The organism is Streptomyces sp. WAC05292 (assembly GCF_003949955.1).
GTDB lineage: Bacteria > Actinomycetota > Actinomycetes > Streptomycetales > Streptomycetaceae > Streptomyces > Streptomyces globosus.
The window spans coordinates 1-20,924 of sequence record NZ_RPSE01000047.1 but is presented as its reverse complement, the minus strand read 5'-3'; the positions used below and the strand labels follow the sequence as shown (position 1 = coordinate 20,924).

Sequence of the window (20,924 nt, the reverse complement as noted above, 5' to 3'; positions counted from 1 at the left end):
CGCGGGGGCCGGCGGCCCTCCGGCGCGGCTTCGGCCGGCCCTCCGGCCCGTCAGCCGCCGCCGTCCACCGGGCCGCCCCGGTGCGGGCGGACCCCGCGCAGGTCGGAGTCGGCGAGGGGCTCCAGCGTGCCGCGGGTGTCCAGCCGGTACAGCAGCGCCACGGCCGGTCCGATGAGGAGGAGGGCGACGAGGCTGACCAGCGACAGCCACGCCAGGGTCCGGGGGTCTCCCGCGGCGTCCGCCACCGTGAGGGAGGTGGGGATGAGATAGGGGCGTTGGGCGAGGCCCCAGGCGAAGACGGCCGTGCCGACGGCCGCGACGGCGCCGAAGCGGGCCCAGCCTGCCCTGCCGCGCAGCACGAGCAGTCCGGTGGCGGCGAGGGACGCCGCGGAGGCGGCGGCGAGGGCGAGGCCCGCGCCGCGGGTGAGTCCCTGCCAGACGTACGGCGCGTCGCCGCGGGTGGCGAGGAGGACGCCGCACGCGGTGACGGCGACGGCGCCGAGGGCGGCGAGGGCGCGGAGCCGGAAGTAGCCGACGAGGTCGGGGGCCTCGAAGCGGCCGGCGTCGGCGGTCAGGAACACGGCGCCGAGGAGGGCGGTCCCCGCGACGGTGAACAGCCCGAACGCCAGCGGGGCGGGCCCGGCCCAGACGCGCGCGGCGGCCTCGGTACCCGGTGCGGCCCGCCCGGAGGCGATGCCTCCGACGGCCACGCCGAGGCAGAACGGCGTCAGCAGCGAGGCGCCGGCGAAGGCGGCCCCGTACAGCCGCCGGCGGGACAGCCGCCGGGCCGGCTTGCGCAGCGCGAAACCGGCGCCGCGCACGACCATGCCGAGGGCGGCCAGGGCCAGCGGGAGCCACATCGCGGTGAACACGGTCTGGAAGAGCACGGGGAAGCCCGTCCACATCAGGACCAGGGCGAAGACCAGCCAGACGTTGTTGACCTCCCATACGGGCGCCATGGCGTGGTCGATGAGCCGGCGCGGGCGCCGCCCCCGCGCGGCCCCGCCGGCCGCCAGGTCCCAGAACCCGGCCCCGTAGTCGGCCCCGCCCGCGCAGGCGTACGCGGTGACCGCGAGCAGCAGCACGAACGCGACGAGCCCGGCCATCACCGCCCGCCGCCCTCCGAGGGCGCGCCACCCCCGGGCTCGGCCGCCTCGTCGGCGGCGCCGGCCGGGACCGCCGGGCGGGGCCCGTACGGCGTGGCGGCCTCGGGGGCCTCTGCACCGCCCGGCCCCGTCGCAGGGCCGCCGGGCTCGTCGGCGAGGCGCCAGCGGTCGCGCATCTTCAGCAGGACGACCACGAATGCCGCGAAGATCAGCACATAGACCACGGCCACCAGGGCGAACATGGTCCAGAGCGCGGTGGAGCGGGTCGGGGTCACCGCCTCGGCCACGCGCATGTGGCCGTAGACGATCCAGGGTTGGCGGCCCACCTCGGTGGTGATCCAGCCGCATTCGACGGCGATGACCGATCCGGCGCCCGCGCAGGCGGCCCCCCGGTAGAACCACCGGGAGCCGGGCGGGCGGCGGTGCCGCAGCCAGGCCAGCCCGTACCAGGCGGCGAGGAGGGCGAGCGCCGAGCCGATGCACACCATGACGTCGAAGGCCCAGTGCGCGATGGTGGCCTGCGTGGCGTTCGGCCGGTCGCCCGCCGGCACGGCGGTCAGGCCCTGCACCACCGTGTCCGGGCTGAAGCCGGCGAGGATGGAGTCGAGCTGGGGGAACTTGATGCCGCCGGTGATCGAGCCGTCCGGGTGCAGGCGGCCGAAGAGGTACTCCGGCACGTGGCTGTCGGTCTCCCAGACGAGCTCCACGGCCGCGAACTTCACGGGCTGCTCGCGGAAGACCGCCCGGGTGATCGAGTCGCCCAGGAACAGCTGCACCGGGGTCGCCGCGGCGGCGAGGGTGAAGGGCACGGTGAAGCCGAGGCGGTGGTACCGGTCGCGGCGCCCCCGGAGCCATCCCACGGCGTAGACGCCGGCCACGACGTAGCCGGCCGTCATCAGCATCGCGACCACGAAATGCCAGTACTGGGGGCCGAACATCGGGGTGAAGACGGCCTTCCAGACGTCCACGTCGACCGGGTCGCCCCGGGAGTCGAGCGTGAAGCCCTGCGGCGTGTTCATCCAGGCGTTCGCGGACAGGATGCCGAAGGCCCCGAGCAGTGCCGCGGCCGGCAGCGGGAGACCGAGCAGGAAGTGGGTGCGCGGCGGCAGCCTGCGCCAGCCGTACAGGTAGATCGCGATGAGCACCGCTTCGAGGAAGAAGGCCCAGGCCTCCACGCCGAACCCGATGCCGAACACGTCGCCCCACCGGCCCATCAGCCCCGGCCACAGCAGCCCGAACTCGAACGACAGGACGGTTCCCGTCACGACGCCGATCGCGAACTGCACGGCCATCACGGCCGACCAGCGCCGGGCCAGCAGCAGGGCCACCGGGTCGCCGCGGCGCAGCCCGCGGTGGTGCATGACCAGGGTGATCAGCGGCAGCGCCACCCCCATCGGCACCAGGATGATGTGGGAGGCGAGGGTGAACGCCATCAGCTGCCGGGCCGGGAGGAGTTGGGCGGGGGCCTCGGCCGCCAGCAGGTGGACCGTGGTGTGCATCGAGCTCCTCGCCTCGCCGGACTGACCGGTCCCGGCCGGCGGGGTGTCGCGGCCGCGGCCCGGGTCCGGTACGCCACGGAAGCACCCTCTGCGCCGATCGGGCGCCCGGGCGGCGCGGTCTTGGCCCACGCGGACCAGTGGCAGCACCCGGTCGGGGTACGCCCCGGATGCCCGCGGGCGGCGGGCGGGGCGGGCTCGGGCCCCGGCCGCACGGCGGCCGGGGCGTGAGCGGTCAGGAGGGCAGGCCGCCGTAGGGGACGGTGATCAGTTCCATGGCGTGGCCCGCCGGGTCCATGAAGTAGACGCCGCGGCCGCCGTCGTTGTGGTTGATCCGCCCCGGAAGGCGGCGCTGCGGGTCGGCGTAGTGCTCGATGCCGCGCTCGCGGATCTTCGCGTACGCGGCGTCGAACTCGTCCTCGGAGACGAGGAAGGCGTAGTGCTGCGGGGTGATGGCCCCTTCGGGCACCGAGGCGAAGTCCAGGGTGACCCCGTCGGCGAGGCCGACCGCGACGAAGGGGCCCCATTCCCCGGTGATGTCGAGGCCGAGGAGATCCGCGAAGAACGCGGCGGACTCCCGGTTGTCACGGGAGTGGACGATGGTGTGGTTGAAGCGAACCGACAAAGGAATGCCTCCAGAGGCATGTCCCGGCACCTCCATGCCTCACCCGGACGGTGACCGGCACGCGATGCCGCAGAAGATCATACGCGGATCCGTCGGCGGGGCAAGCGGCGGAAGTCGGCCCGACCCCAGGCCCGGCAACGCCCCCACCGCGCCCCCGCGGCCCATACAGAAATCCGACGCGGAAGTCTCGTAAGGTGCGGCAGGTCGGACATTCAGTCTCAAAAGGTGCGGACAGTACCTCGACCGGAAGGACCGTCGTGACCGCCGACCACCCGACCGCCGGCCCGCACACCCCGCCGCCCGCACCCGCCGCCGACGAGCGGGCGCCCCGGGGCGTACGCCCCGGACACGGCCACGCCGCGGACTGGATGTTCTGCGGCGTCTACGGCACCGTCCTGGCCAGCGGCCTGCTCGCCGCCCTGGACGAGAAGGGCGGCACGTACACGCCCTTCAGCGACGCGACCTGGGTGCTGGTCACCGCGATCACCGCCGCCCTGGCCCACGGCTACGCCCACCACATGTCCGGGCACCGGCAGGACCCCTCCCGGCGGCGCTGGCGCCTGCTCGCCGTCGAGCTGTGGCACGAGTGGCCGATGGTCGCGGCCGCCCTGCCGACCGTGCTCCTGCTCGTCCTGGCGGGCACCTTCGGCTGGGACGCCCCCGGCACCACCGCCGTGGGCCTCGGCCTCAACACCGCACTGCTCTTCGGCTGGGGCTCGGTCCTCTCGCTGCGCGGGGGGTCACGGCTCCTGCCCGCCCTCGCCGTCGGCGCCGCGGACGCCGCCATCGGGTTCGCGATCATCGTGGCGAACGCCCTGATCAAGTAGCGCCGCGCCTCAGTCCAGCGGCACCACCGCGACGGGCGCCGGACTGTGGTGGACGGCGGCGTGGGCGACGGGCCCGACGTGCGGGCCGAGCGGCACCTTCCGGGTCCGCCGGCCGACGGCCAGCAGCGCCGCCCCCTTCGCGGCGTCCACGAGCCGGGCGCCCGCCGCACCGGTGACGGCCTCGTGGCTGACCCGCACCCCGGAGTACGTCCTCCGCCAGGGCTCAAGAAGCACCTCCAGGGCCTCGGCCGCCCGCTGCCCGAGCTCGTCGCCGATGTGCGGGTCCATCACCCCGGCGTACACGTAGACGGGGGGCAGGCTCCAGCAGTGCAGGACGTGCAGCGCGCCGCCCCGGCGCGCGGCCTCGGTGAACGCGAAGCCGAGGAGCCGGTCGCTGTGGTGCGCGAGATCGACCCCGGCGACGATCCCGCCGTCGGGGGCCGGCCCGGCGCCGCCGCCGTCCGGGGCGCGCACCAGCACGACCGGGTGGCGGGCCGTGGCGACGACGCCCAGCGAGACCGAGCCGGCGAGGAACCCGCCGAGGGCGCCGAGCCCCCGCGAGCCCAGCACCGTCAGCTCCGACTCGTCCGCGGCGCCGCCCAGCACCTCCTCGGGCCGGCCCCGCACGCAGCGCGCGTCCACCTGCTGGGCCCCGGCCTCGCGGCGCGCCCGTTCGACGGCGGCGGCGAGGAGCGCCGCGCAGTCGCCGTCCGGCTCCGAGGCCCTGGCTTCCGCCTGCACGTGCAGCAGGTGAAGCGGCACATCGCGCAGCACCGCCTCGCGCGCCGCCCACGCGACCGCCGCGAGGCTCTCGGGCGAGCCGTCCACGCCCACCGTGACCTGGGCCGTCATGGCATGCCTCCTCGGGGTGTTCCGCGTCTGCGCCGGAGGGTTCCGCATCCACCAGCCTGCCCCGCCGCTGCGGCCGCGAACAGGGCCCAAGGGGGCCGAACGGGGTCCGAACGGGCCCCTCCGCGCCTGCGGGGCGGCAGCCGCAGCCGCCCCTCGCGCGTGTCGCATACGGCCGCCGCCCGCCCGGATGGCGATAGTCGGCGCATGGATACCGCAGTGGCGGTGGTGGCCGCTCTGCTGTCCGCCGCCGCCTTCGGCTTCGCGTCCGTCCTCCAGCAGAAGGCGGCGCAGCAGGCGCCCGCCCAGGAGGCCCTGCGGCTGCGCCTGCTGCTCGGGCTGGCCCGCCGGCCCGCCTGGCTGGCCGGCATGGCCCTCGTCGTCCTCTCGTACGCCCTCCTCGGCCTGGCCCTCGCCTTCGGGCCCCTCGTGCTGGTGCAGCCGCTGGCCGCCACCGACCTCGTCTTCGCGCTGCCGCTGCTCGCCCGCCGCCGGGGGGTGCCGCTGACCCGGCGGGACACGGCCGGGATCGCCTGCACGGCCGGCGGCATCGCCATGTTCCTCGCTGTGCTCCCGCCCTCGGAGGCCGCCCCGGCGCCGACCGCGGGCGAGTGGCTGCCGGTGCTGATCGGCATCGGCGCGGCGGTGGTCGCCCTGGCGGCCGTCGGCCGCAGGAGCCGCGCGGCGGCCCGCACCGCCCTCTACGCGATCGCCGCCGCCCTGATGTTCGCGCTGCTGGACAGCCTGACCAAGAGCGCGGGCGGATGGTTCCGCGGCGAAGGGCTCGACGGGTTCGGGCACTGGGAGCCGTACGCGGTCGTCCTCGTCGGCGTCATCGGGCTGGTGCTGTCGCAGAGTTCGTACCAGGCGGGCTCCCTCGCCATCAGCCTGCCGATCATCGACTGCCTCGAACCGGTCGGCGCGGTGCTGATCGGCGTCGCCCTCTTCGGGGAGCAGCTCGCCACCTCGCCCGCGGCGCTCGCCGTCCAGGCGGTGGGCGCCGCGACGGCGGTCGCGGGCATCGTCGTCCTCGACAGGTCGCCGCTGGCGCAGGCCTGACAGCGGCGCCTGCGGCCGATGTGCCCCGCCGGGCCCGCCGGCCCCGGTCAGCCCTCGGCAGGCGCGCGGAGCAGGCAGCGGACGTCCACGACACCCTCGACGGCGTGCGCGAGCCGCTCGGCCACGGGGATCAGGCGCTCGTCGCGCACCGGACCGGTCAGGGTGGCGACGCCGTGCTCGACCGTCACCCCGACGGCCCCGTGGGAGAGGGGGAACAAGCGCTCGACGACCGTCCGGCGGATCTCGGCGGCCAGCTCCTCGTCCGGCCGGAGGAAGACCTTCAGCAGGTCGGACCGGCTGACGATCCCCCGCAGGGTGCCGCCGCCGTCGACGACCGGAAGGCGTTTGACGTGCCGGACGGCCATGAGGCGGGCCGCTCCGGGGAGCGTGGCGTCGGGGCCCACCGTCACCGCGGGGCTCGTCATCAGCTCCCCGGCGGTGACCGAGCCCGCCTTCGCCGTGTCGGCCAGACGGCGCATCTGCTCGATCATGCCGGGGCGGTGCTCGTGGAACTCCTCCTTCGGCAGCAGGTCGGCCTCGGAGACCACGCCGACGACCCGGCCCTCGCCCTCCACCACCGGGAGCGCGGTGACCTTCCAGCGCCGCATCGCGGCGGCGATGTCCTTGAAGCCGGTGTCCGGTGTGACCGCGACGACCTCGGTGGTCATCACGTCTGCGACGGTGTACGGGCCGGTGACGGAGGTCATGGCGCGCTCCTCGGCGTGCGGGCGGCGAGCGGGGCTCGGCTGCCGTGCGGGGTGCGGACACTTCACTCTGCCCGGCGCGCCGCGGCGGCCGCAGGGCCGCCCGGGGCACACCGGGGGGCCGTCCGGCCCCGGGCCCGCCGCCGGCGCCCCGGTTGCGGCGGCGCGGGGGCGCGCCACCCTGGAAGGGCCCACCGGTCCCCGGAGGGGCCCGACCGGCCCAAGCGCGGCACCGGGCCCGCGGAACAGCCTGGCATCGAAACCTCCGTGCACGAGAGAGAGGGCCGCGCCATGAAGGCACTCGTCTTCCACGGGCCCGGACAGACCTCCTGGCAGGACGTCCCGGACCCCTCGGTCAAGGACGCCGCCGACGCCGTGGTCCGCGTCGACGCCGTCGCCCTCTGCGGCACGGACCTGCACATCGTCAAGGGCGACGTGCCCGAGGTGGCGCCGGGCCGGATCCTCGGCCACGAGGCCGTCGGCACCGTCGTCGAAACCGGCGCCGACGTCCGCGGCGTGCGCCCCGGAGACCGGGTCCTGGTCTCCTGCATCTCGGCCTGCGGCCGGTGCCGGTTCTGCCGGGAGGCCCGCTACGGCCAGTGCCGCGGAGGCGGGGGCTGGGTCCTCGGCCACCTCGTCGACGGCACCCAGGCGGAGTACGTGCGGGTCCCCTTCGCCGACCTCTCCGTCCATCCGCTGCCCGCAACCCTCGCCGACCACGAGGCCGTCCTGTTCGCGGACATCTTCCCCACCGCGTACGAGGTCGGCGTCCTCAGCGGAGGCGTCCGCCCCGGCGACACGGTCGCCGTCGTCGGCGCCGGCCCCGTCGGCCTCGCCGCCATCGCCACCGCCCGCCTCTTCAGCCCGTTCCGCATCATCGCGGTCGACCTCGCGGCCTCCCGCCTGGAAGCCGCCCGCCGGCTCGGCGCCGACGCCACGGCGACCGCACGGGAGGAGCCCGAGCGGCTGGTGGCGGACTTGACCGACGGGCTCGGCGCGGACGTCGTCATGGAGGCCGTCGGCCTGCCGGAGGCGTTCGAGCTGTGCACCAGGATGGTCCGCCCCGGCGGACGGGTCGCGAACATCGGCGTCCACGGCAAGCCGGCCGTCCTCCACCTCGAAGACCTGTGGATCAAGGACGTCACCCTCACCACCGGCCTCGTCGACACCCATTCGACCCCGATGCTCCTGCGCATGGCGGCGGCCGGCCGCCTGCCCGGGGCCGCGCTGGTCACCCACCGCTTCACGCTCGACCGGATGGAGGAGGCGTACGACGTCTTCTCCCGCGCCGGCGACACCGGCGCCCTCAAGGTCGTCCTGGGGGGACCGCAGCACGACACCGTCGCCCTACCGCCCCGGGAGCAGTGATCACCGTGAAGAGCAGCCCGCACACCCCCCGCCCCGCCTCCGGCGCGCCGGCCGGCCGCACCGACCTCGGCCGCCGCCTGGCCGCCCGCCGCTCCTCGCTCGGGCTGAGCCGCGAGGAACTGGGCCGGCGGTGCGGAGCGGACGCCAACTACATCGCCTACCTGGAGGAGCACGCCGCCTCCCCGTCCATCGGCACGCTCATCCGCGTCGCCGACGCCCTCGGCGTCACCGTCGACGACCTGACCGGCGCCAGCTCCGACCGGCCCCCGGGCCGGGCCGAGCCCCGGCGCGACTCGGCACTCGTGCCCCTCGACGAGGCCGAGTGCCGCCGGCTCCTGGGCACCCACGGGGTCGGGCGGATCGCGGTGTTCACCTCCGAGGGCCCTTCCGTCCTCCCCGTCAACTACATGACGGCCGGCCCCGCCATCGCCTTCCGCACCGCCGCCGACACGGCCGCCGCCCGGGCGGGCGGCACCGAGGCGGCCTTCGAGGTCGACCACATCGACGACGTCACCGCCGAGGGCTGGAGTGTGCAGGCAGTCGGCCTGCTCGAAGCCGTCACCGACCCGGACGAGCGCCAGAACCTCGTCGTCACCGCCCGCACCCACCCGTGGGCGGGCGGGATCCGCGTCCACTGGATGAAGCTGACCCCCGTCCGGCTCACCGGCCGCCGCGTGGTGCACGGGTGAGGGGCCCGGCGTCCGCGGCCGCCCCCCGTCGGCCGTGACGGGCCCCTGGCGCTGGGAGTACCGCGCGTACGACCCCGCCGACGAGCGCCTGGTCGAATCGCTGTGCACCCTCGGCAACGGCCGCTTCGCCACCCGCGGCGCGGCCCCCGAGACCACCGCGGACGCCGTCCACTACCCCGCCACCTACCTGGCCGGCTGCTACAACCGCCTCGCCTCGCAGGTGGCCGGCCGCACCGTCGACAACGAGGACCTGGTCCGCCTGCCCGACTGGACCGCCCTGCGCTACCGCTGCCTCCCCGACGGCGCACCGCCCGGCGACTGGCTCACCCCCGACCACCCCGCCCTGCGCAAGTGCCACGTACGCCTGGACCTGGCCGACGGGACCCTCACCCGGCGCATGCTGTTCCAGGACGCCGACGGCCGCCGCCTCGGCGTCACCCACACGCGCCTCGTCCACATGGGCGATCCACACCTGGCCGCGCAGCGCACCGCCTTCCGGGCATACGGCTGGAGCGGCCGCATCGAGGTCGTGTCGGTCCTCGACGGGGACGTCGCCAACACCGGCGTGGACCGCTACCGCGCCTTGGCCGGCCGCCACCTCACCGAGCACCGGGCGGGGGCCGGAGCGGACGGCACCGACTGGCTGGCCTGCACCACGACGGCCTCGCGGATACGGATCGGGCTGGCGGTCCGCACCTCGTGCCGGCCCCTCGCCGCGGCCGGCCGCACCTGCTCGCCGGACCGCGCCACGCAGACGTCCCTCCTGCCTGTCCGGCGCGGGCGGGACGCGGTGGTCGTGAAGACCGCAGCCCTCTTCACCTCCCTCGACCGCCCCACTGCCGACCCCGTGCACCGTGCCCGCGCGCACGCGGGCCGCGCCCCCGACTTCCCGACCCTGCTGGAGTCCCACCGCGCCGCCTGGCAGCCCATCTGGGCCGCGGGGGAGCTGAAGACCCCGGGGGAGACCGGCAGGATCCTGCGCCTGCACGCCTTCCACGTCCTGCAGACCCTCTCCCCGCACACGGCGGAGCTCGACGCCGGCGTACCCGCCCGGGGCCTCCACGGGGAGGCGTACCGCGGACACGTCTTCTGGGACGAGCTGTTCGTCCTGCCCTACCTCACGCTCCACTTCCCCGAAACCGCCCGCGGCCTGCTCATGTACCGCCACCGGCGGCTGCCTGCCGCCCGGGAGGCGGCCCGCCGGACCGGCGCCCGGGGCGCCATGTTCCCGTGGCAGAGCGCCGGTTCGGGGGAGGAGGAGACGCAGCGGCTCCACCTGAACCCGCACTCCGGGCGCTGGCTGCCCGACCACTCCCGCCTCCAGCGCCACGTGGGATCGGCCGTCGCCTGGAACGCCTGGCAGTACGGACTCGCCACCCGGGACACCGGGTTCATGCACGGTCCCGGAGCCGAACTCCTGCTGAGCACGGCCCAGTTCTGGGCCTCCGTCGCATCCTGGGACCCCGGCCTCGGCCGCTACCGGATCCGCGGCGTCGTCGGCCCCGACGAATACCACGACGCCTACCCGGACGCCGCCGCCCCCGGCATCGACGACAACACCTACACCAACGTCACCGCCGCGTGGGCCCTCGCCCGCGCCCTCGACCTCCACGACGAGCTGCCCGCGGCCCGCCGCGCCGACCTCCGCGCACAGCTCGGCCTACGCCCCGGCGACACCGCGGCCTGGAGGGACGTCTCGCACCGCCTCCACGTGCCCTTCCACGCCGGTGTCGTCAGCCAGTTCCACGGCTACGGCGACCTCGCCGAACTCGACTGGGACGGCTACCGCGCCCGCTACGGCGACATCCGCCGCCTCGACCGGATCCTGGAGGCCGAGGGCGACACCCCCAACCGCTACCAGGCCTCCAAACAGGCCGACACCCTCATGCTCGGCCACCTCTTCCGCCCCGCAGAACTGGCCGGGCTCTTCGCCCGCCTCGGGTACACCCTCGACGACGCCCTGTGGGAGCGGACGGTGTCCTACTACCTCCCCCGCACCTGCCACGGCTCCACCCTCAGCAGCGTCGTCCACGGCCGGGTCCTCGCCCGGCAACGGGGCGCCGACGCCTGGCGGTTCTGCCGGGAGGCCCTGCTCGGCGACGTCACCGACGTCCAGGGCGGCACCACCGGCGAGGGGATCCACCTCGGCGCCATGGCCGGCACCCTGGACCTCGTCGAGCGGGCGGTCGTCGGGCTGTACCCCGCCGCGGACGGCCTGTACGTCGACCCCGCCCCGCTCACCGAGATCCCCCGCTCGGTCTTCTCCGTGTGCTGCCTCGGGCACCGCGGGATCGGCATCCGCTTCCTGCCGGGCCGGATCGGCGTGTCCGTCCCGCCCTCGCTCCTCGGGCCGCTGCCGCTGGTCCTCCCCGGCGGCCGCCGCGTCCGGGTCGCCGCGGGGCGCGAACGCTGGTTCCGCCTGCCCGGCGGCTGACCCCCGCCGAGCGGCCCCGGCGCCGGCCCGCTCGCCTGGCGGGCCGCAGCCGCCTCGCCCACGCTGGACGTAGGGAGTCGGAAGGAGTGGGAATGAGCACGCAGCAAGAGGCTCCGCGGATCGTGGTGGGCGTGGAAGGGTCGCCTTCCTCCCGGGCCGCCCTCCGCTGGGCGGTGCGGTACGCCGGACTCGTCGGCGGCCGGGTGGAGGCCGTCACCGCATGGGAGGTCCCCGGCGAGGCGTCGTGGTCCGCCCCCGCCGTGGACGCGACGTTCGACGAGGAGGACGCCGAGCGGCGCCTGGTCGAGGAGGTCCGCACGGTGCTCGGCGAGGACGGCGCCTCCCTGGTCCGCGAGCGCCTGGTCCACGGCCATCCGGTCGAGGTCCTGGTCGACGCGGCCCGGGGTGCCGACATGCTGGTCGTGGGCAGCCGGGGCCGCGGCGGCTTCCGGCGGGCCCTGCTCGGCTCGGTCAGCCAGCAGGTCGCGCTGCACGCCCCGTGCCCGGTGACCATCGTCCGCCCGGACGCACCCGCGGGGTGAGCGCCATGCCCACCGCCTGGGCGGCGGGCCGGTTCCCGGTACGTACGCAGGGCGGAGGTACGCCATGGACGACCGGACGACAGGAGCGGGGGCCAGGCCGCCCCTGCGCAGCGCCGACCGGGCCCGCACCTGGCTTCGCCGCGCCTTCGCCGCGGCCTGCCTGATGGCCGCCGTCTGCGGGGCCGCCGCAGGGTACGCCTCCTGGAGCGACGGAACCCGCGCCGCCGAGGCGGTCGCCCGCGAGCGGCACGCCGTGACGGCCACCACGGTCGGCACGACCGGCTACCGGTCCGGGGACTGGCCGAGCGACCGGACCTCCACCGCGGCCTCCGCCACCTGGCAGTACCCGCCCGGCCGCGGACACACGGGCACCGTGCCCGTCCCGCCCGGCACGCGGAAGGGCGACGCCGTGCGCGTCTGGGTCGACGACCGGGGCAGCGTCGCCTCCGCACCGCCCGGCACCGCCGAAGTCGCCCTGGAGGCCTTCCTCCTCGGCGCGGCGGCGGCCGCCGGGGTCCTCCTCGTGTCGGGGGCCCTCGTCCGCGTCGGCCTCCGCGGCGTCGACACGCGCTGCGCCCGCGCCTGGGAAGCCGAATGGGAGGACGTGGAGCCCCTGTGGAGCGGCCGCCTGCGGCCAGGGCCCGGCGACGGCTGACGGCCGCCCGTCACGAGGGGCCCGCGGGCGGACCGGACAGCCTGTTGTCGACGTCCACGACGCCGTCGACGCTCTGGCAGAGCCGCTCGACCACGGGCAGCAGCTCCGTCCTGGGGACGGTCCCGCTGAGCACCACCACGCCGTCGTCCACGTCCACGGTGACCGACGAGGGGGCGATGCGGAGCGTCCGGACGATCACGTCCTCGACGATCTCCTCGCGGATGGCCTGGTCGCGGCGGAGGAACAGCCGCACCAGGTCGCTGCGGCTGAGCACGCCGACCAGCCGGCCGTCCGCGCCGACGACCGGCAGCCGCTTGACCCCGTGCCGCTGCATCACCCGGGCAGCGCGGACCACGCTCCACTCGGGGCGGGCCGTCACCGCGGGGCTCGACATCAGCTCGCCCGCGGTGGACGTGCCGCCGGCCCGGCGGCGCAGCAGGTCGGCCTCCGAGACGACGCCGACGGGGCGTCCGTCGGCGTCCACCACGGGCACGGCCGTGATGTCGTACTCGTGGAGCAGCCGGGCCACCTCCTTGAACGCCGTCGCCGCCCGGACGCCCACGGGGTGGGGCGTCATCAGGTCGGCGACGCTGCGGTGCCGGATGCCGGCCCTCCCCGCGGGCGGGCCGGGCGGCCCGCCCGCGGGGAGGGGGGCGTCGTCAGCCATGCGCGACCACCGCGACGGGGGCCGCGGAGTGGTGCAGCACCGCGTGGGCGACCGCTCCCAGGTGGGGGCCCAGCGGGGAGCGGCGGCGGCGCCGCCCGACCACGACCAGGCCCGCGCCGCGGCTCTCCTGGACGAGCCGCTCGCCGGGGGACCCCCGGAACACGCTGCTCGTGACCGCCACCTCGGGGTACTTCTGCCGCCAGGGCAGCAGCATGTCCTCGACCATGCGGGTGACGCTCCGGCCGATCTCGCGCTCGTCGTCCGGGTCGGAGAACGGCACGTACGAGTAGGCCGGGGGCAGCTTCCAGCCGTGCACCGCCCGCAGCGGGCAACCCCGCCGCGCCGCCTCCTCGAAGGCGAAGTCGAGCACCCGGTCGCCGGCCTCGTGGATGTCGATGCCGACGACGATCCCCGCACCGGCACCGGCACCGCCACCGGCATCGGCATCGGCATCGGTGCCGGCATCGGTGCCGGTGTCCCGGTCGTCCGGGGCCGCGTCGGCGGTGCGGACGAGGACCACGGGCGTGTCGGTCGCCGCCACGGTCGACAGCGCGACCGAGCCGACCAGGAACCCGACCAGGCCGCCGATGCCGCGCGAGCCCAGCACCAGCAGTGCGGCGTCCGCCGCCTCCGCCGCCAGGGCGGCCGACGGTCGGGCCGTGGGGCAGCGGGTCGTGATCTCCAGCTGCGGATGGCGCCCGTGCAGCTCCTGCGCCGTCTCGGACAGCACCTGATCGGCCCACCGGTCCGCGTCCTGCCCGCCCACCCCCGGGAACACCGGGTCGAGCGGCCAGTCGACGGCGTGGACGAGCCGCAGCGGAACCCGCCGCAGCACGGCTTCACCGGCCGCCCACAGCGCCGCAGCCCGGCTCTCGGGGGAGCCGTCGATGCCGGCCGTCACGTGGTCGTCCATGGGGAGGGGTTCCTTCCTGGGTGAGCCGGACGTCACCACGGCAGCACCTGCCGCGTCCGCCCGGCGGGGGCACCGACGGTGCCGTCGGAGAGGGCCGTCGCGTACGAGGCGACGGCGGCGACCCCATCGAGCCGTTCGACGGGGCCGAGCCGCAGGCGGAGCCGGCCGCGGCGGGCCGCCGTCCCGTCCAGGGTGACGAGGCCGTCCGCGACGCGCACCTCGGCGTCGCGGTTTAGTGCCTCCGCGGCGTCCGGGAGCACCTCGCCGACACGGCGGCGGAACCCGCCGTCCGCAGGGACCGGGACCCAGGCGGCGGCGCACCTCGCGAGCGGCTCCGCGACGTCCCCGACGGGGGTGTCGGGCGTGCCGGAGACGACCTCCCCGGTCATCCGGTCCGCCACCTCGATGCGCTTCATGGGCCCTTCCTGCCGTGCCTCAGCGGCACACGGCCGCCGCCCCCTGCGGGCGTGCCTCCACGATCCGCCGGAGCGCGGGCCCGGGGCGAGGGCCGAACGGGCCCGTCCCGGGGCCGGACGGACCCGCCGGCACCCGCCGGCGGCCGGCGCGGCGTGGGCCGGGACGCACGGGCCGGCGGCCCGTACCGGCGCTACCGAGGACACGTGGTCCTCTCACCGACGGCCGGAGGTGGGGCATGAGCGCAGGCGGGCAGCCTGCCGCGGCCGGTGCGCCACGGCTGCGGCTGGACGAGCTCCTCGAGGAACTCCAGGTCCGCGTCGACGAGCTCAGGGGCGCCCGCGACAGGCTCAACGGCCTCCTCGAAGCGGTCATGTCGGTCGGCCGGGAGCTGGACCTGCCACAGGTGCTGCGCCGCATCGTCGAATCGGCCGTCGTCCTCGTCGACGCCGAGTACGGCGCCCTCGGCGTCATCGGCGACGGGCAGAAGCTCGACGAGTTCCTGCCCGTCGGAGTCAGCGACGAAGTGCGCGCGCAGATCGGGGACCTGCCCTCCGGCCACGGCATCCTCGGCGAGCTGATCCGCCACCCCGAGCCCCTGCGCCTGTCCGAACTGTCGGAGCACCCCACCTCGTACGGGTTCCCCCCGCACCACCCGCCGATGCACTCCTTCCTCGGCGTGCCCATCCGGGTCCGCGAGGCCGTCTTCGGCAACCTCTACCTCACCGAGAAGCGCGGCGGCACCTGCTTCGACGAGGAGGACGAGGCGGTCCTGTCGACCCTCGCGGTCGCCGCCGGCATCGCCATCGAGAACGCCCGGCTCTTCGAGGAGGTCCGCCTGCGCGAGCGCTGGCTGACGGCCAATTCCGACATCACCAGCGCCCTGCTGTCGGGAGTGCCCGAGGACGAGGTCCTGGAGGGCATGCTGGCCCGGGCCATGGACATCACCGGCGCCGACCTCGGAGTCTTCCACCACCTGGGCCCCTCCGGCGAGCTGTGCGGCTCCCTCGCGCTGGGGGAGGGAGCCGAGGCCCACCGCGGCATCACCCCGACCGGCACCCGCGGCACCCTGGTCGAGGCCGCCCTCACCCGCGACGGCCCGGTCACCGTGCGGGACGTGGAGGCCGACCCGGACGCCGCCGTGCAGCCAAACCAGTGGAGGGGCTTCGGGCCGGCGGTCGCCGTCACCGTCGGCACCAAGGAGGGGATCAGCGGCGTCCTGATGCTGGCGCGCCGCCGCGGCCGCCCCGCCTTCGCCGCCTCGGGGGTCGCCGCGCTCCCCGGCTTCGCCGGTCAGGCCGCCCTCGCCCTGGAGCTCGCCGACCGGCGCCGGGACGCCGAGCAGGTGAGCCTGCTGGAGGACCGCGACCGCATCGCCCGCGACCTGCACGACCAGGCCATCCAGCGGCTGTTCGCCACCGGCATGACCCTCCAGAGCGCGCAGCGCTTCGTCGACCACCCCGAGGCGTCCGAGCGGCTCGCCCGCGCCGTCGACGACCTCGACGCCACCATCAAGATCATCCGGTCGACCATTTTCGGGCTGCGCGACCACGAGGCCGGCACCGGGTCCCGGCTGCGCGCCCGCGCCGTCGAGGCCGTCGAAGGGGCCTCCGCCGCCCTCGGCTTCGCCCCCGCCCTCCACATGGAGGGCCTCCTCGACACCGACGTCCCGCCCGCTGTGGCCGACGAGGTCCTCGCCGTGCTCCGCGAGGCCCTCGCGAACGTCGCCCGGCACGCCCGGGCCGCGCACGCGGACGTCTCCGTCGTCGCCGACGACGGCCTGCTGACCGTCACGGTCACGGACGACGGGGTCGGACTCCCCGCCGGCGGCCGCCGCAGCGGCCTGCGCAACCTCGGCGTGCGCGCCGCACGGCTCGGCGGCCGCATGGACGTCGCGGCCCGCGACCGCGGACCCGGCGGAGCGCCCCGCGGCACCCGCCTGGTGTGGCAGGTCCCGCTGTCCCCGCCGACGCTGCGCACCTGATCCGGCCGGCGCCGCGCGGTGCCACGGGGGAGGCGCGGGGTCAGACGGCGCTGCCGCTGCCGTAGGGGGCGTACAGGTCGAGCAGCCGGATCCGCGTGGCGTGCAGGCGGTGGGCGAGGACCTGGCCGACCCACTGGCCGATGGCGTACCCGAAGGCCGGGTCGGCGTCCATCAGCGCCCGCACCCGGTCCGCGTCGAACTCGTAGGCCCGCACGGGGGTCATGGCCTCGGCGCCCAGCCGCCAGGTGCACGGCCTGAACAGCCACGAGCAGCCGACCAGCTCCCCGGCCCCGAGGCTCTCGACCACGGCGGCCCGCCGCCCGGGCACGTGGACGTCCAGGGTCACGGTGCCGGAGCGGACGATCCAGAACCGGTCCGCCCGGCCGCCCTCGCGGAAGATGCGGCTCCCTTCGGCGAAGTTCACCTCGCGGGCCGCCTCCATCAGGCGGGTGCGGTGGTCGGCGGGCAGCGCCGCGGCGATCCGGGTGGGAGAGGGGGTGCTCATCGAGGCCTCCCTGGTTCGGGTCCCTCCAGTCTCGGCCCTGCGCCGCCGGCCCGCACGGGCCCTGCGGGCCCTCCCCGGGCCCGAACGGCCCTGGCGGGAGACGCGCCGGCAGGGCAGCATGTCAGTCACACCACCACTGCTGCCGAGGTGACTGACATGGCATCCACGACATGGACCACCACGGGGGTGTTCACGGGCCCCGGAGGCGTACGGACGGCTGAGGCCGGGACGCTCACGGGAGAGCTCGCGGTGCGCACCACGTGGGAGTCGCAGCAGGCGCACGTCGCCGTCCAGTACGTCGGGGACACCGAGTGGCACCCCCTCGCCGGCAGTCCCGTGCCCTGCCCCGCGCCCGAGGTCGGCCGCACCGTCCACCAGGGCGCGGTGGACGCCGTACGGGCGGGCGGGGCGGTCCCCTTCACGCTCCCGCCAGCCGCCCGGGGCGCGTACGGCACGCCCACGCAGGCCGGCGGCTGAGCCCGGCCGGGCGGCCGGGCCGGCACCAAGCGCCGGCCCGGCGGCAGCGGCGGCGGCCCGCGCCGCGGGCCGGGCCTCCGGCGGCTGCCGGCGGGTGGCGACCCCGTCCGGGCCGGAGAAGGCGCTCACTGCGCCCGGCTCCGGCCCCCCTGCTCCGCGGCCGGCGGGCGCCCGTCAGGAGGGCAGGTCGACCCGGAGGTGGCCCGACAGGGCGTGCAGGAAGTCCGCCGCGTCGAAGAGCCGGCCGGCGGAGGCGACGCCCGCCGTACGGGTGCGCCCGTCGAGGATGCGCTCGACGGCCTCCACCACCAGCGGGGCGGTGACGGCGTAGATGTCGGTGCCCCGGGCGACGGCCCGCCGCCGCGTCCCGGCGTACTCGACGACGACGTCGACCACGAACGCCTGGTCGGACCGGCCGTCCGCGGACACCGCCGCCGGCGCGGGGGAGTCCGGCGACACGACGTCCTGCGCGGCCCCGACCGTCATGTAGGTGCGGACTTCGGGGACGTCCAGATGGCTCGGCACGGTCACCACGTCCGCCATGGTGAACTCGGCGATCACCTCGCGCGGCCCCACGGGCGGCGGAAAGTCCCACTGCACGCTCGCGGGGGCGTCGTGCCGGTACCGCAGCCCGCCCCCGGTGAAGACGACGCGCCCGCCGCCCCGCCGCTCCCGCGAGACGGCACCCGCCCGGCGGGTCCCCTCGGTGGGGTGCCAGCTGCTGAGCGCGTACGCGACGTGCACCTCGTCCGCCGCGGTCCGGCCGTCCAGCGCCGCCGTGGCCAGCAGGTCGCCGAGGGCCCCGTAGAAGGCCATCGCCGGCAGGACCACCGTGCCCGCCTCGCGGGCCCGGTCGGCGAAGGCGCCGAACGTGTCGGCGTTGGCCTCGATCTCGGCGGCCACGTCCACGTACGGGATCCCGGCGCGCAGCGCCGCCTCGACCACCGGGGCGGCCGTGTACGCGAACGGCCCGGCGCAGTTGACCACGGCGGCCGCCCCGGCCAGCGCCCGGTCCAGGGAGGCCGGGTCCTCCACCGTCGCCGGCCGGGCCTCGCATCCCGTCGCGGCGGCCGCCGCGGCGAGCTTCGCCGCGTCCCGTCCCGACAGCACCGGGACGAACCCGCGCCGGCGCAGCTCCGCGACCACGAAGCGCCCGGTGTGCCCGTACGCGCCGAACACCGCGACCGTCCGAGCCGATCCCCTCGCCGATCCCATCGAAAACCATCCCCATTCCGGAACGACCGGCCCGCCGCTGCGGCGGGCTCGGCAACACGCCCCATCCTCGCCACCACCCGGGCCGCCCGGCGAGTGTCGGGAACGACACCACCCGTACACTTTCCGACATGACTGCAGTGGCCCTGGCCGTCACCGACGGAATGCTCCACTTCGAAATGGCCCTCGCCCTGGAGGTGTTCGGCTCCGACCTGCGCCACATCGCGGACCCCTGGTACGAGCTCTCCCTGTGCGGCCCCGAGGCCGTCAGCACGGGCCGGTTCCGCCTGGAGCCGGACGCGGGCCTCGACTCCCTGCCCCGGGCGCACACCGTGATCGTCCCCGGCTGGGCGGACACCGGTGCCGCACCGCCCGCGCAGCTCGTCGACGCGGTCCGCGCCGCCCACCTGGCCGGCGCGCGCATCGTCTCCCTGTGCACCGGCGCGTACGTCCTCGCCGCGGCCGGGGTGCTGGACGGGCTGCGGGCGACCACGCACTGGGCGCACGCCGCGGACCTGGCCGCCCGCCACCCGCGGGTCACCGTCGACCCCGACGTCCTGTTCGTCGACAACGGCAGCGTCCTCACCTCCGCCGGCAAGGCCGCCGCGATGGACCTGTGCCTGCACCTGGTCCGCCTCGACCACGGCGCGGCGGCCGCCAACGCGCTCGCCCGCCGCCTCGTCGTACCGCCGCAACGGGAGGGCGGCCAGGCCCAGTTCGTGACGACCCCGCTCCCCGAGCCCGGCAGCCACCCGCTCGCCGCACTCTTCCCCTGGGCCCTCCAGCGGCTCGACCGGCCCCTCACCGTCGAGGACCTCGCCCGGCGTGCCGCGATGAGCTCGCGCCAGCTCACCCGCCACTTCCGAGCCGTGGCCGGCACCACTCCGCTCCAGTGGCTGCACACCCAGCGCATCCGGCGCGCCCAGGCCCTGCTGGAGACGACCGACGACACCGTCGACGTGATCGCCGCCGCCACCGGCATGGGCACCGCCACCACCCTGCGCCGCCACTTCCAGCGCACCGTCGGCGTCCCCCCGGACACCTACCGGCGCACCTTCCGCCTGCGCCGCCCCGGCCTCACCGCCTCTCCCTGAGGGCGGGACGCGGCCCCCGCGCGGGGGAACGGTCCCGACCGCGGTGCTGCTCTCCGCCCGGGATCAGGCCGAGGCGGCGGGCTCCGTGCGCCCCAGGGCCCAGCGGTGCAGGTGCCCGCCGCCGTCCTCGGTGAGCCAGGTGCCGTCGCCCAGGACGGTCACGTCCCTGCCGACGGCGGCCGGGTAGGCGAGCCGGCCGAGCGGGCGCAGCGATGCCGCGTCGATCAGCCAGTGCCGCGTCTGCGGCGGCCCGCCCGCCGGGAACACGCGGCCGGGCACCAGGACGTGGCGCCCGTCGAGGACCTCGGCGGAGCGGAACTCGTCCTCCTGCGGGTCGACGGCCAGCTCCGCCAGGTCGAGCACCGCCACCTGCCCGCCGGAAGCGGTGTCGTACACGGCCAGCTCGTCGCGGTCGTCGTCGGGCCAGACGTGCTCGGCGTACCGCTGGGTCAGCGTGCGGGAGCCGGGGAGGAAGCCCGCCAGCGCGTGCATCCACGTACCGCCGGCGATGCGGATCCCGTCGCCGGCATCCGCGGACCCGGTGGGCTCGGCCCACCACGTCGACCAGCTGTGCCAGGCGGTCCAGCACGACACCGCCACGGCGCCGCCGTCCGGGCGCCAGCCCAGCACCACGCCCGACGCCAGCGAGCGGAGCTGCTGCCGGCCCACGACCGCGCCGGTCGCCGCGTCCAGGAACAGCAGCCGGTCCCAGACGTAGCTCCGCCCCGGCTCGGCGTCGTACACCAGGGCCGCCTGCGCCCGGTCCGGCTCCGGCGTCGGCACGACGACCGCGACCAGGCGGCCGTCCGGGCTGAGCGCCGGCGCGGACCGGGCGCGGGGCGTGCCGTGCCACGGGTCGTGGGCGAACGTCCACCGCGTCCCGCCGTCCGGGCCCACGGCCCGTACGGAGGCGGCGCCGGCCACCAGGAACCCGCCGTCGGGCGTGGGGGCCGCCCGCTCCTGCTCCTCCACCCGGAGGGAGACGACCGGGCCGGCGTCGGTGCCTGCGAGGAACTCCTCCCGGTCGTACACCTGCAACAGCCCGCCCGCGCGGACGAGGAGCCGCCCTCCGGCGGCCACCTCGACGGTGCCCCGCGCCCGGACGGCGCCGAGCGGCACCACGTCGACCAGTTCGTCACCCGCTGTGTTCACCCCCGCATGCTCGCAAGCCGGCCGCGCCCGCCGCGGACACTCGGTGGCCGTCTACGAAGCCGCCGGCACGGTCGGCGGCGGAGCCCGCACGGAGGAGCTGACCCTCCCGGGGTTCCGGCACGACCCCTGCTCGGCCGTCCACCCGCTGGGCG

22 protein-coding genes are annotated in these 20,924 nt (G+C 76.4%); 11 read left to right on the top strand and 11 right to left on the bottom strand.

Going from position 1 to position 20,924, the window contains the following annotated elements:
* Nucleotides 1-50: 50 nt before the first annotated feature.
* The 3 genes from EF903_RS08720 to EF903_RS08710 form a co-directional block, all read right to left on the bottom strand.
* Entirely contained in the window at nt 51-1,106 is a 1,056-nt protein-coding gene (locus EF903_RS08720) for a cytochrome d ubiquinol oxidase subunit II (protein ID WP_125542547.1), read from the bottom strand.
* Nucleotides 1,106-2,605 carry a cytochrome ubiquinol oxidase subunit I gene (locus EF903_RS08715; RefSeq protein WP_125542545.1) on the bottom strand — a complete coding sequence of 500 codons (1,500 nt, stop codon included), beginning with the start codon at nt 2,603-2,605 and terminating at the stop codon, nt 1,106-1,108. The genes EF903_RS08720 and EF903_RS08715 overlap by 1 nt, the downstream gene beginning before the upstream one ends.
* A gap of 232 nt (nt 2,606-2,837) precedes the next feature.
* Entirely contained in the window at nt 2,838-3,227 is a 390-nt protein-coding gene (locus tag EF903_RS08710) for a VOC family protein (RefSeq protein WP_125542543.1), read from the bottom strand.
* A gap of 257 nt (nt 3,228-3,484) precedes the next feature.
* Here EF903_RS08710 and EF903_RS08705 point away from each other — a divergent pair, with 257 nt between their 5' ends.
* Nucleotides 3,485-4,054: a hypothetical protein gene (locus EF903_RS08705; protein ID WP_260614970.1), complete on the top strand. Its 570-nt coding sequence runs from the start codon at nt 3,485-3,487 to the stop codon at nt 4,052-4,054.
* 9 nt (nt 4,055-4,063) lie between these two features.
* Here EF903_RS08705 and EF903_RS08700 read toward each other — a convergent pair whose 3' ends face one another.
* Nucleotides 4,064-4,906, bottom strand: coding sequence for a universal stress protein (locus EF903_RS08700; protein ID WP_125542541.1), 843 nt, complete (start codon nt 4,904-4,906; stop codon nt 4,064-4,066).
* Between the two features lie 204 nt (nt 4,907-5,110).
* Here EF903_RS08700 and EF903_RS08695 point away from each other — a divergent pair, with 204 nt between their 5' ends.
* Nucleotides 5,111-5,962, top strand: coding sequence for a DMT family transporter (locus tag EF903_RS08695; protein ID WP_125542539.1), 852 nt, complete (start codon nt 5,111-5,113; stop codon nt 5,960-5,962).
* A gap of 47 nt (nt 5,963-6,009) precedes the next feature.
* Here EF903_RS08695 and EF903_RS08690 read toward each other — a convergent pair whose 3' ends face one another.
* A complete protein-coding gene (locus tag EF903_RS08690) occupies nt 6,010-6,669 on the bottom strand; it encodes a CBS domain-containing protein (RefSeq protein ID WP_125542536.1) in 660 nt (219 codons plus the stop codon).
* Between the two features lie 288 nt (nt 6,670-6,957).
* Between EF903_RS08690 and EF903_RS08685 the strand changes: the two genes are divergently transcribed.
* The 5 genes from EF903_RS08685 (at nt 6,958) to EF903_RS08665 (ending at nt 12,354) form a co-directional block, all read left to right on the top strand.
* Nucleotides 6,958-8,034, top strand: coding sequence for a zinc-dependent alcohol dehydrogenase family protein (locus EF903_RS08685; protein ID WP_125542570.1), 1,077 nt, complete (start codon nt 6,958-6,960; stop codon nt 8,032-8,034).
* The gene (locus EF903_RS08680) at nt 8,031-8,723 is read left to right on the top strand and encodes a pyridoxamine 5'-phosphate oxidase family protein (RefSeq protein ID WP_125542534.1); all 693 of its coding nucleotides are present in this window, start codon (nt 8,031-8,033) and stop codon (nt 8,721-8,723) included. The genes EF903_RS08685 and EF903_RS08680 overlap by 4 nt, the downstream gene beginning before the upstream one ends.
* Nucleotides 8,724-8,757: 34 nt before the next feature.
* Nucleotides 8,758-11,157 carry a glycoside hydrolase family 65 protein gene (locus tag EF903_RS08675; RefSeq protein ID WP_125542532.1) on the top strand — a complete coding sequence of 800 codons (2,400 nt, stop codon included), beginning with the start codon at nt 8,758-8,760 and terminating at the stop codon, nt 11,155-11,157.
* A 92-nt stretch (nt 11,158-11,249) separates the two neighbouring features.
* Complete coding sequence (locus tag EF903_RS08670) at nt 11,250-11,699, top strand: universal stress protein (protein WP_185902579.1); 450 nt, start codon at nt 11,250-11,252, stop codon at nt 11,697-11,699.
* A gap of 64 nt (nt 11,700-11,763) precedes the next feature.
* A complete protein-coding gene (locus tag EF903_RS08665) occupies nt 11,764-12,354 on the top strand; it encodes a hypothetical protein (protein ID WP_125542530.1) in 591 nt (196 codons plus the stop codon).
* Between the two features lie 10 nt (nt 12,355-12,364).
* Here the strand turns inward: EF903_RS08665 and EF903_RS08660 are convergent, their stop codons facing one another.
* From EF903_RS08660 to EF903_RS08650, 3 genes are read right to left on the bottom strand one after another with little or no spacing between them, the layout of a single operon-like run.
* Complete coding sequence (locus EF903_RS08660; protein WP_125542566.1) at nt 12,365-12,958, bottom strand: CBS domain-containing protein; 594 nt, start codon at nt 12,956-12,958, stop codon at nt 12,365-12,367.
* A 55-nt stretch (nt 12,959-13,013) separates the two neighbouring features.
* Nucleotides 13,014-13,934 carry a universal stress protein gene (locus EF903_RS08655; RefSeq protein ID WP_185902578.1) on the bottom strand — a complete coding sequence of 307 codons (921 nt, stop codon included), beginning with the start codon at nt 13,932-13,934 and terminating at the stop codon, nt 13,014-13,016.
* Between the two features lie 32 nt (nt 13,935-13,966).
* Nucleotides 13,967-14,350, bottom strand: coding sequence for a hypothetical protein (locus tag EF903_RS08650; RefSeq protein WP_125542528.1), 384 nt, complete (start codon nt 14,348-14,350; stop codon nt 13,967-13,969).
* A 236-nt stretch (nt 14,351-14,586) separates the two neighbouring features.
* Here EF903_RS08650 and EF903_RS08645 point away from each other — a divergent pair, with 236 nt between their 5' ends.
* Nucleotides 14,587-16,332 (top strand): GAF domain-containing protein, encoded by a 1,746-nt coding sequence (locus tag EF903_RS08645; protein ID WP_125542526.1) that lies wholly within the window; start codon nt 14,587-14,589, stop codon nt 16,330-16,332.
* Nucleotides 16,333-16,372: 40 nt separating this feature from the next.
* On the opposite strand, the gene EF903_RS08640 is transcribed toward EF903_RS08645, so the two are convergent.
* Nucleotides 16,373-16,837, bottom strand: coding sequence for a cyclic nucleotide-binding domain-containing protein (locus EF903_RS08640; RefSeq protein ID WP_125542524.1), 465 nt, complete (start codon nt 16,835-16,837; stop codon nt 16,373-16,375).
* A 156-nt stretch (nt 16,838-16,993) separates the two neighbouring features.
* On the opposite strand from EF903_RS08640, the gene EF903_RS08635 reads away from it, so the two are divergent.
* A complete protein-coding gene (locus tag EF903_RS08635; protein WP_125542522.1) occupies nt 16,994-17,314 on the top strand; it encodes a hypothetical protein in 321 nt (106 codons plus the stop codon).
* Between the two features lie 174 nt (nt 17,315-17,488).
* Here EF903_RS08635 and EF903_RS08630 read toward each other — a convergent pair whose 3' ends face one another.
* The gene (locus EF903_RS08630; protein ID WP_125542520.1) at nt 17,489-18,529 is read right to left on the bottom strand and encodes a trans-acting enoyl reductase family protein; all 1,041 of its coding nucleotides are present in this window, start codon (nt 18,527-18,529) and stop codon (nt 17,489-17,491) included.
* A 128-nt stretch (nt 18,530-18,657) separates the two neighbouring features.
* Between EF903_RS08630 and EF903_RS08625 the strand changes: the two genes are divergently transcribed.
* Complete coding sequence (locus EF903_RS08625; RefSeq protein ID WP_125542518.1) at nt 18,658-19,620, top strand: GlxA family transcriptional regulator; 963 nt, start codon at nt 18,658-18,660, stop codon at nt 19,618-19,620.
* A 63-nt stretch (nt 19,621-19,683) separates the two neighbouring features.
* Here the strand turns inward: EF903_RS08625 and EF903_RS08620 are convergent, their stop codons facing one another.
* A complete protein-coding gene (locus EF903_RS08620; RefSeq protein ID WP_125542516.1) occupies nt 19,684-20,772 on the bottom strand; it encodes a hypothetical protein in 1,089 nt (362 codons plus the stop codon).
* Here EF903_RS08620 and EF903_RS36065 point away from each other — a divergent pair.
* On the top strand, nt 20,765-20,924 hold a 160-nt coding region (locus EF903_RS36065), incomplete at its 3' end, for an NAD(P)-binding protein (protein WP_399420422.1). The two genes, EF903_RS08620 and EF903_RS36065, sit on opposite strands and share 8 nt — an antisense overlap.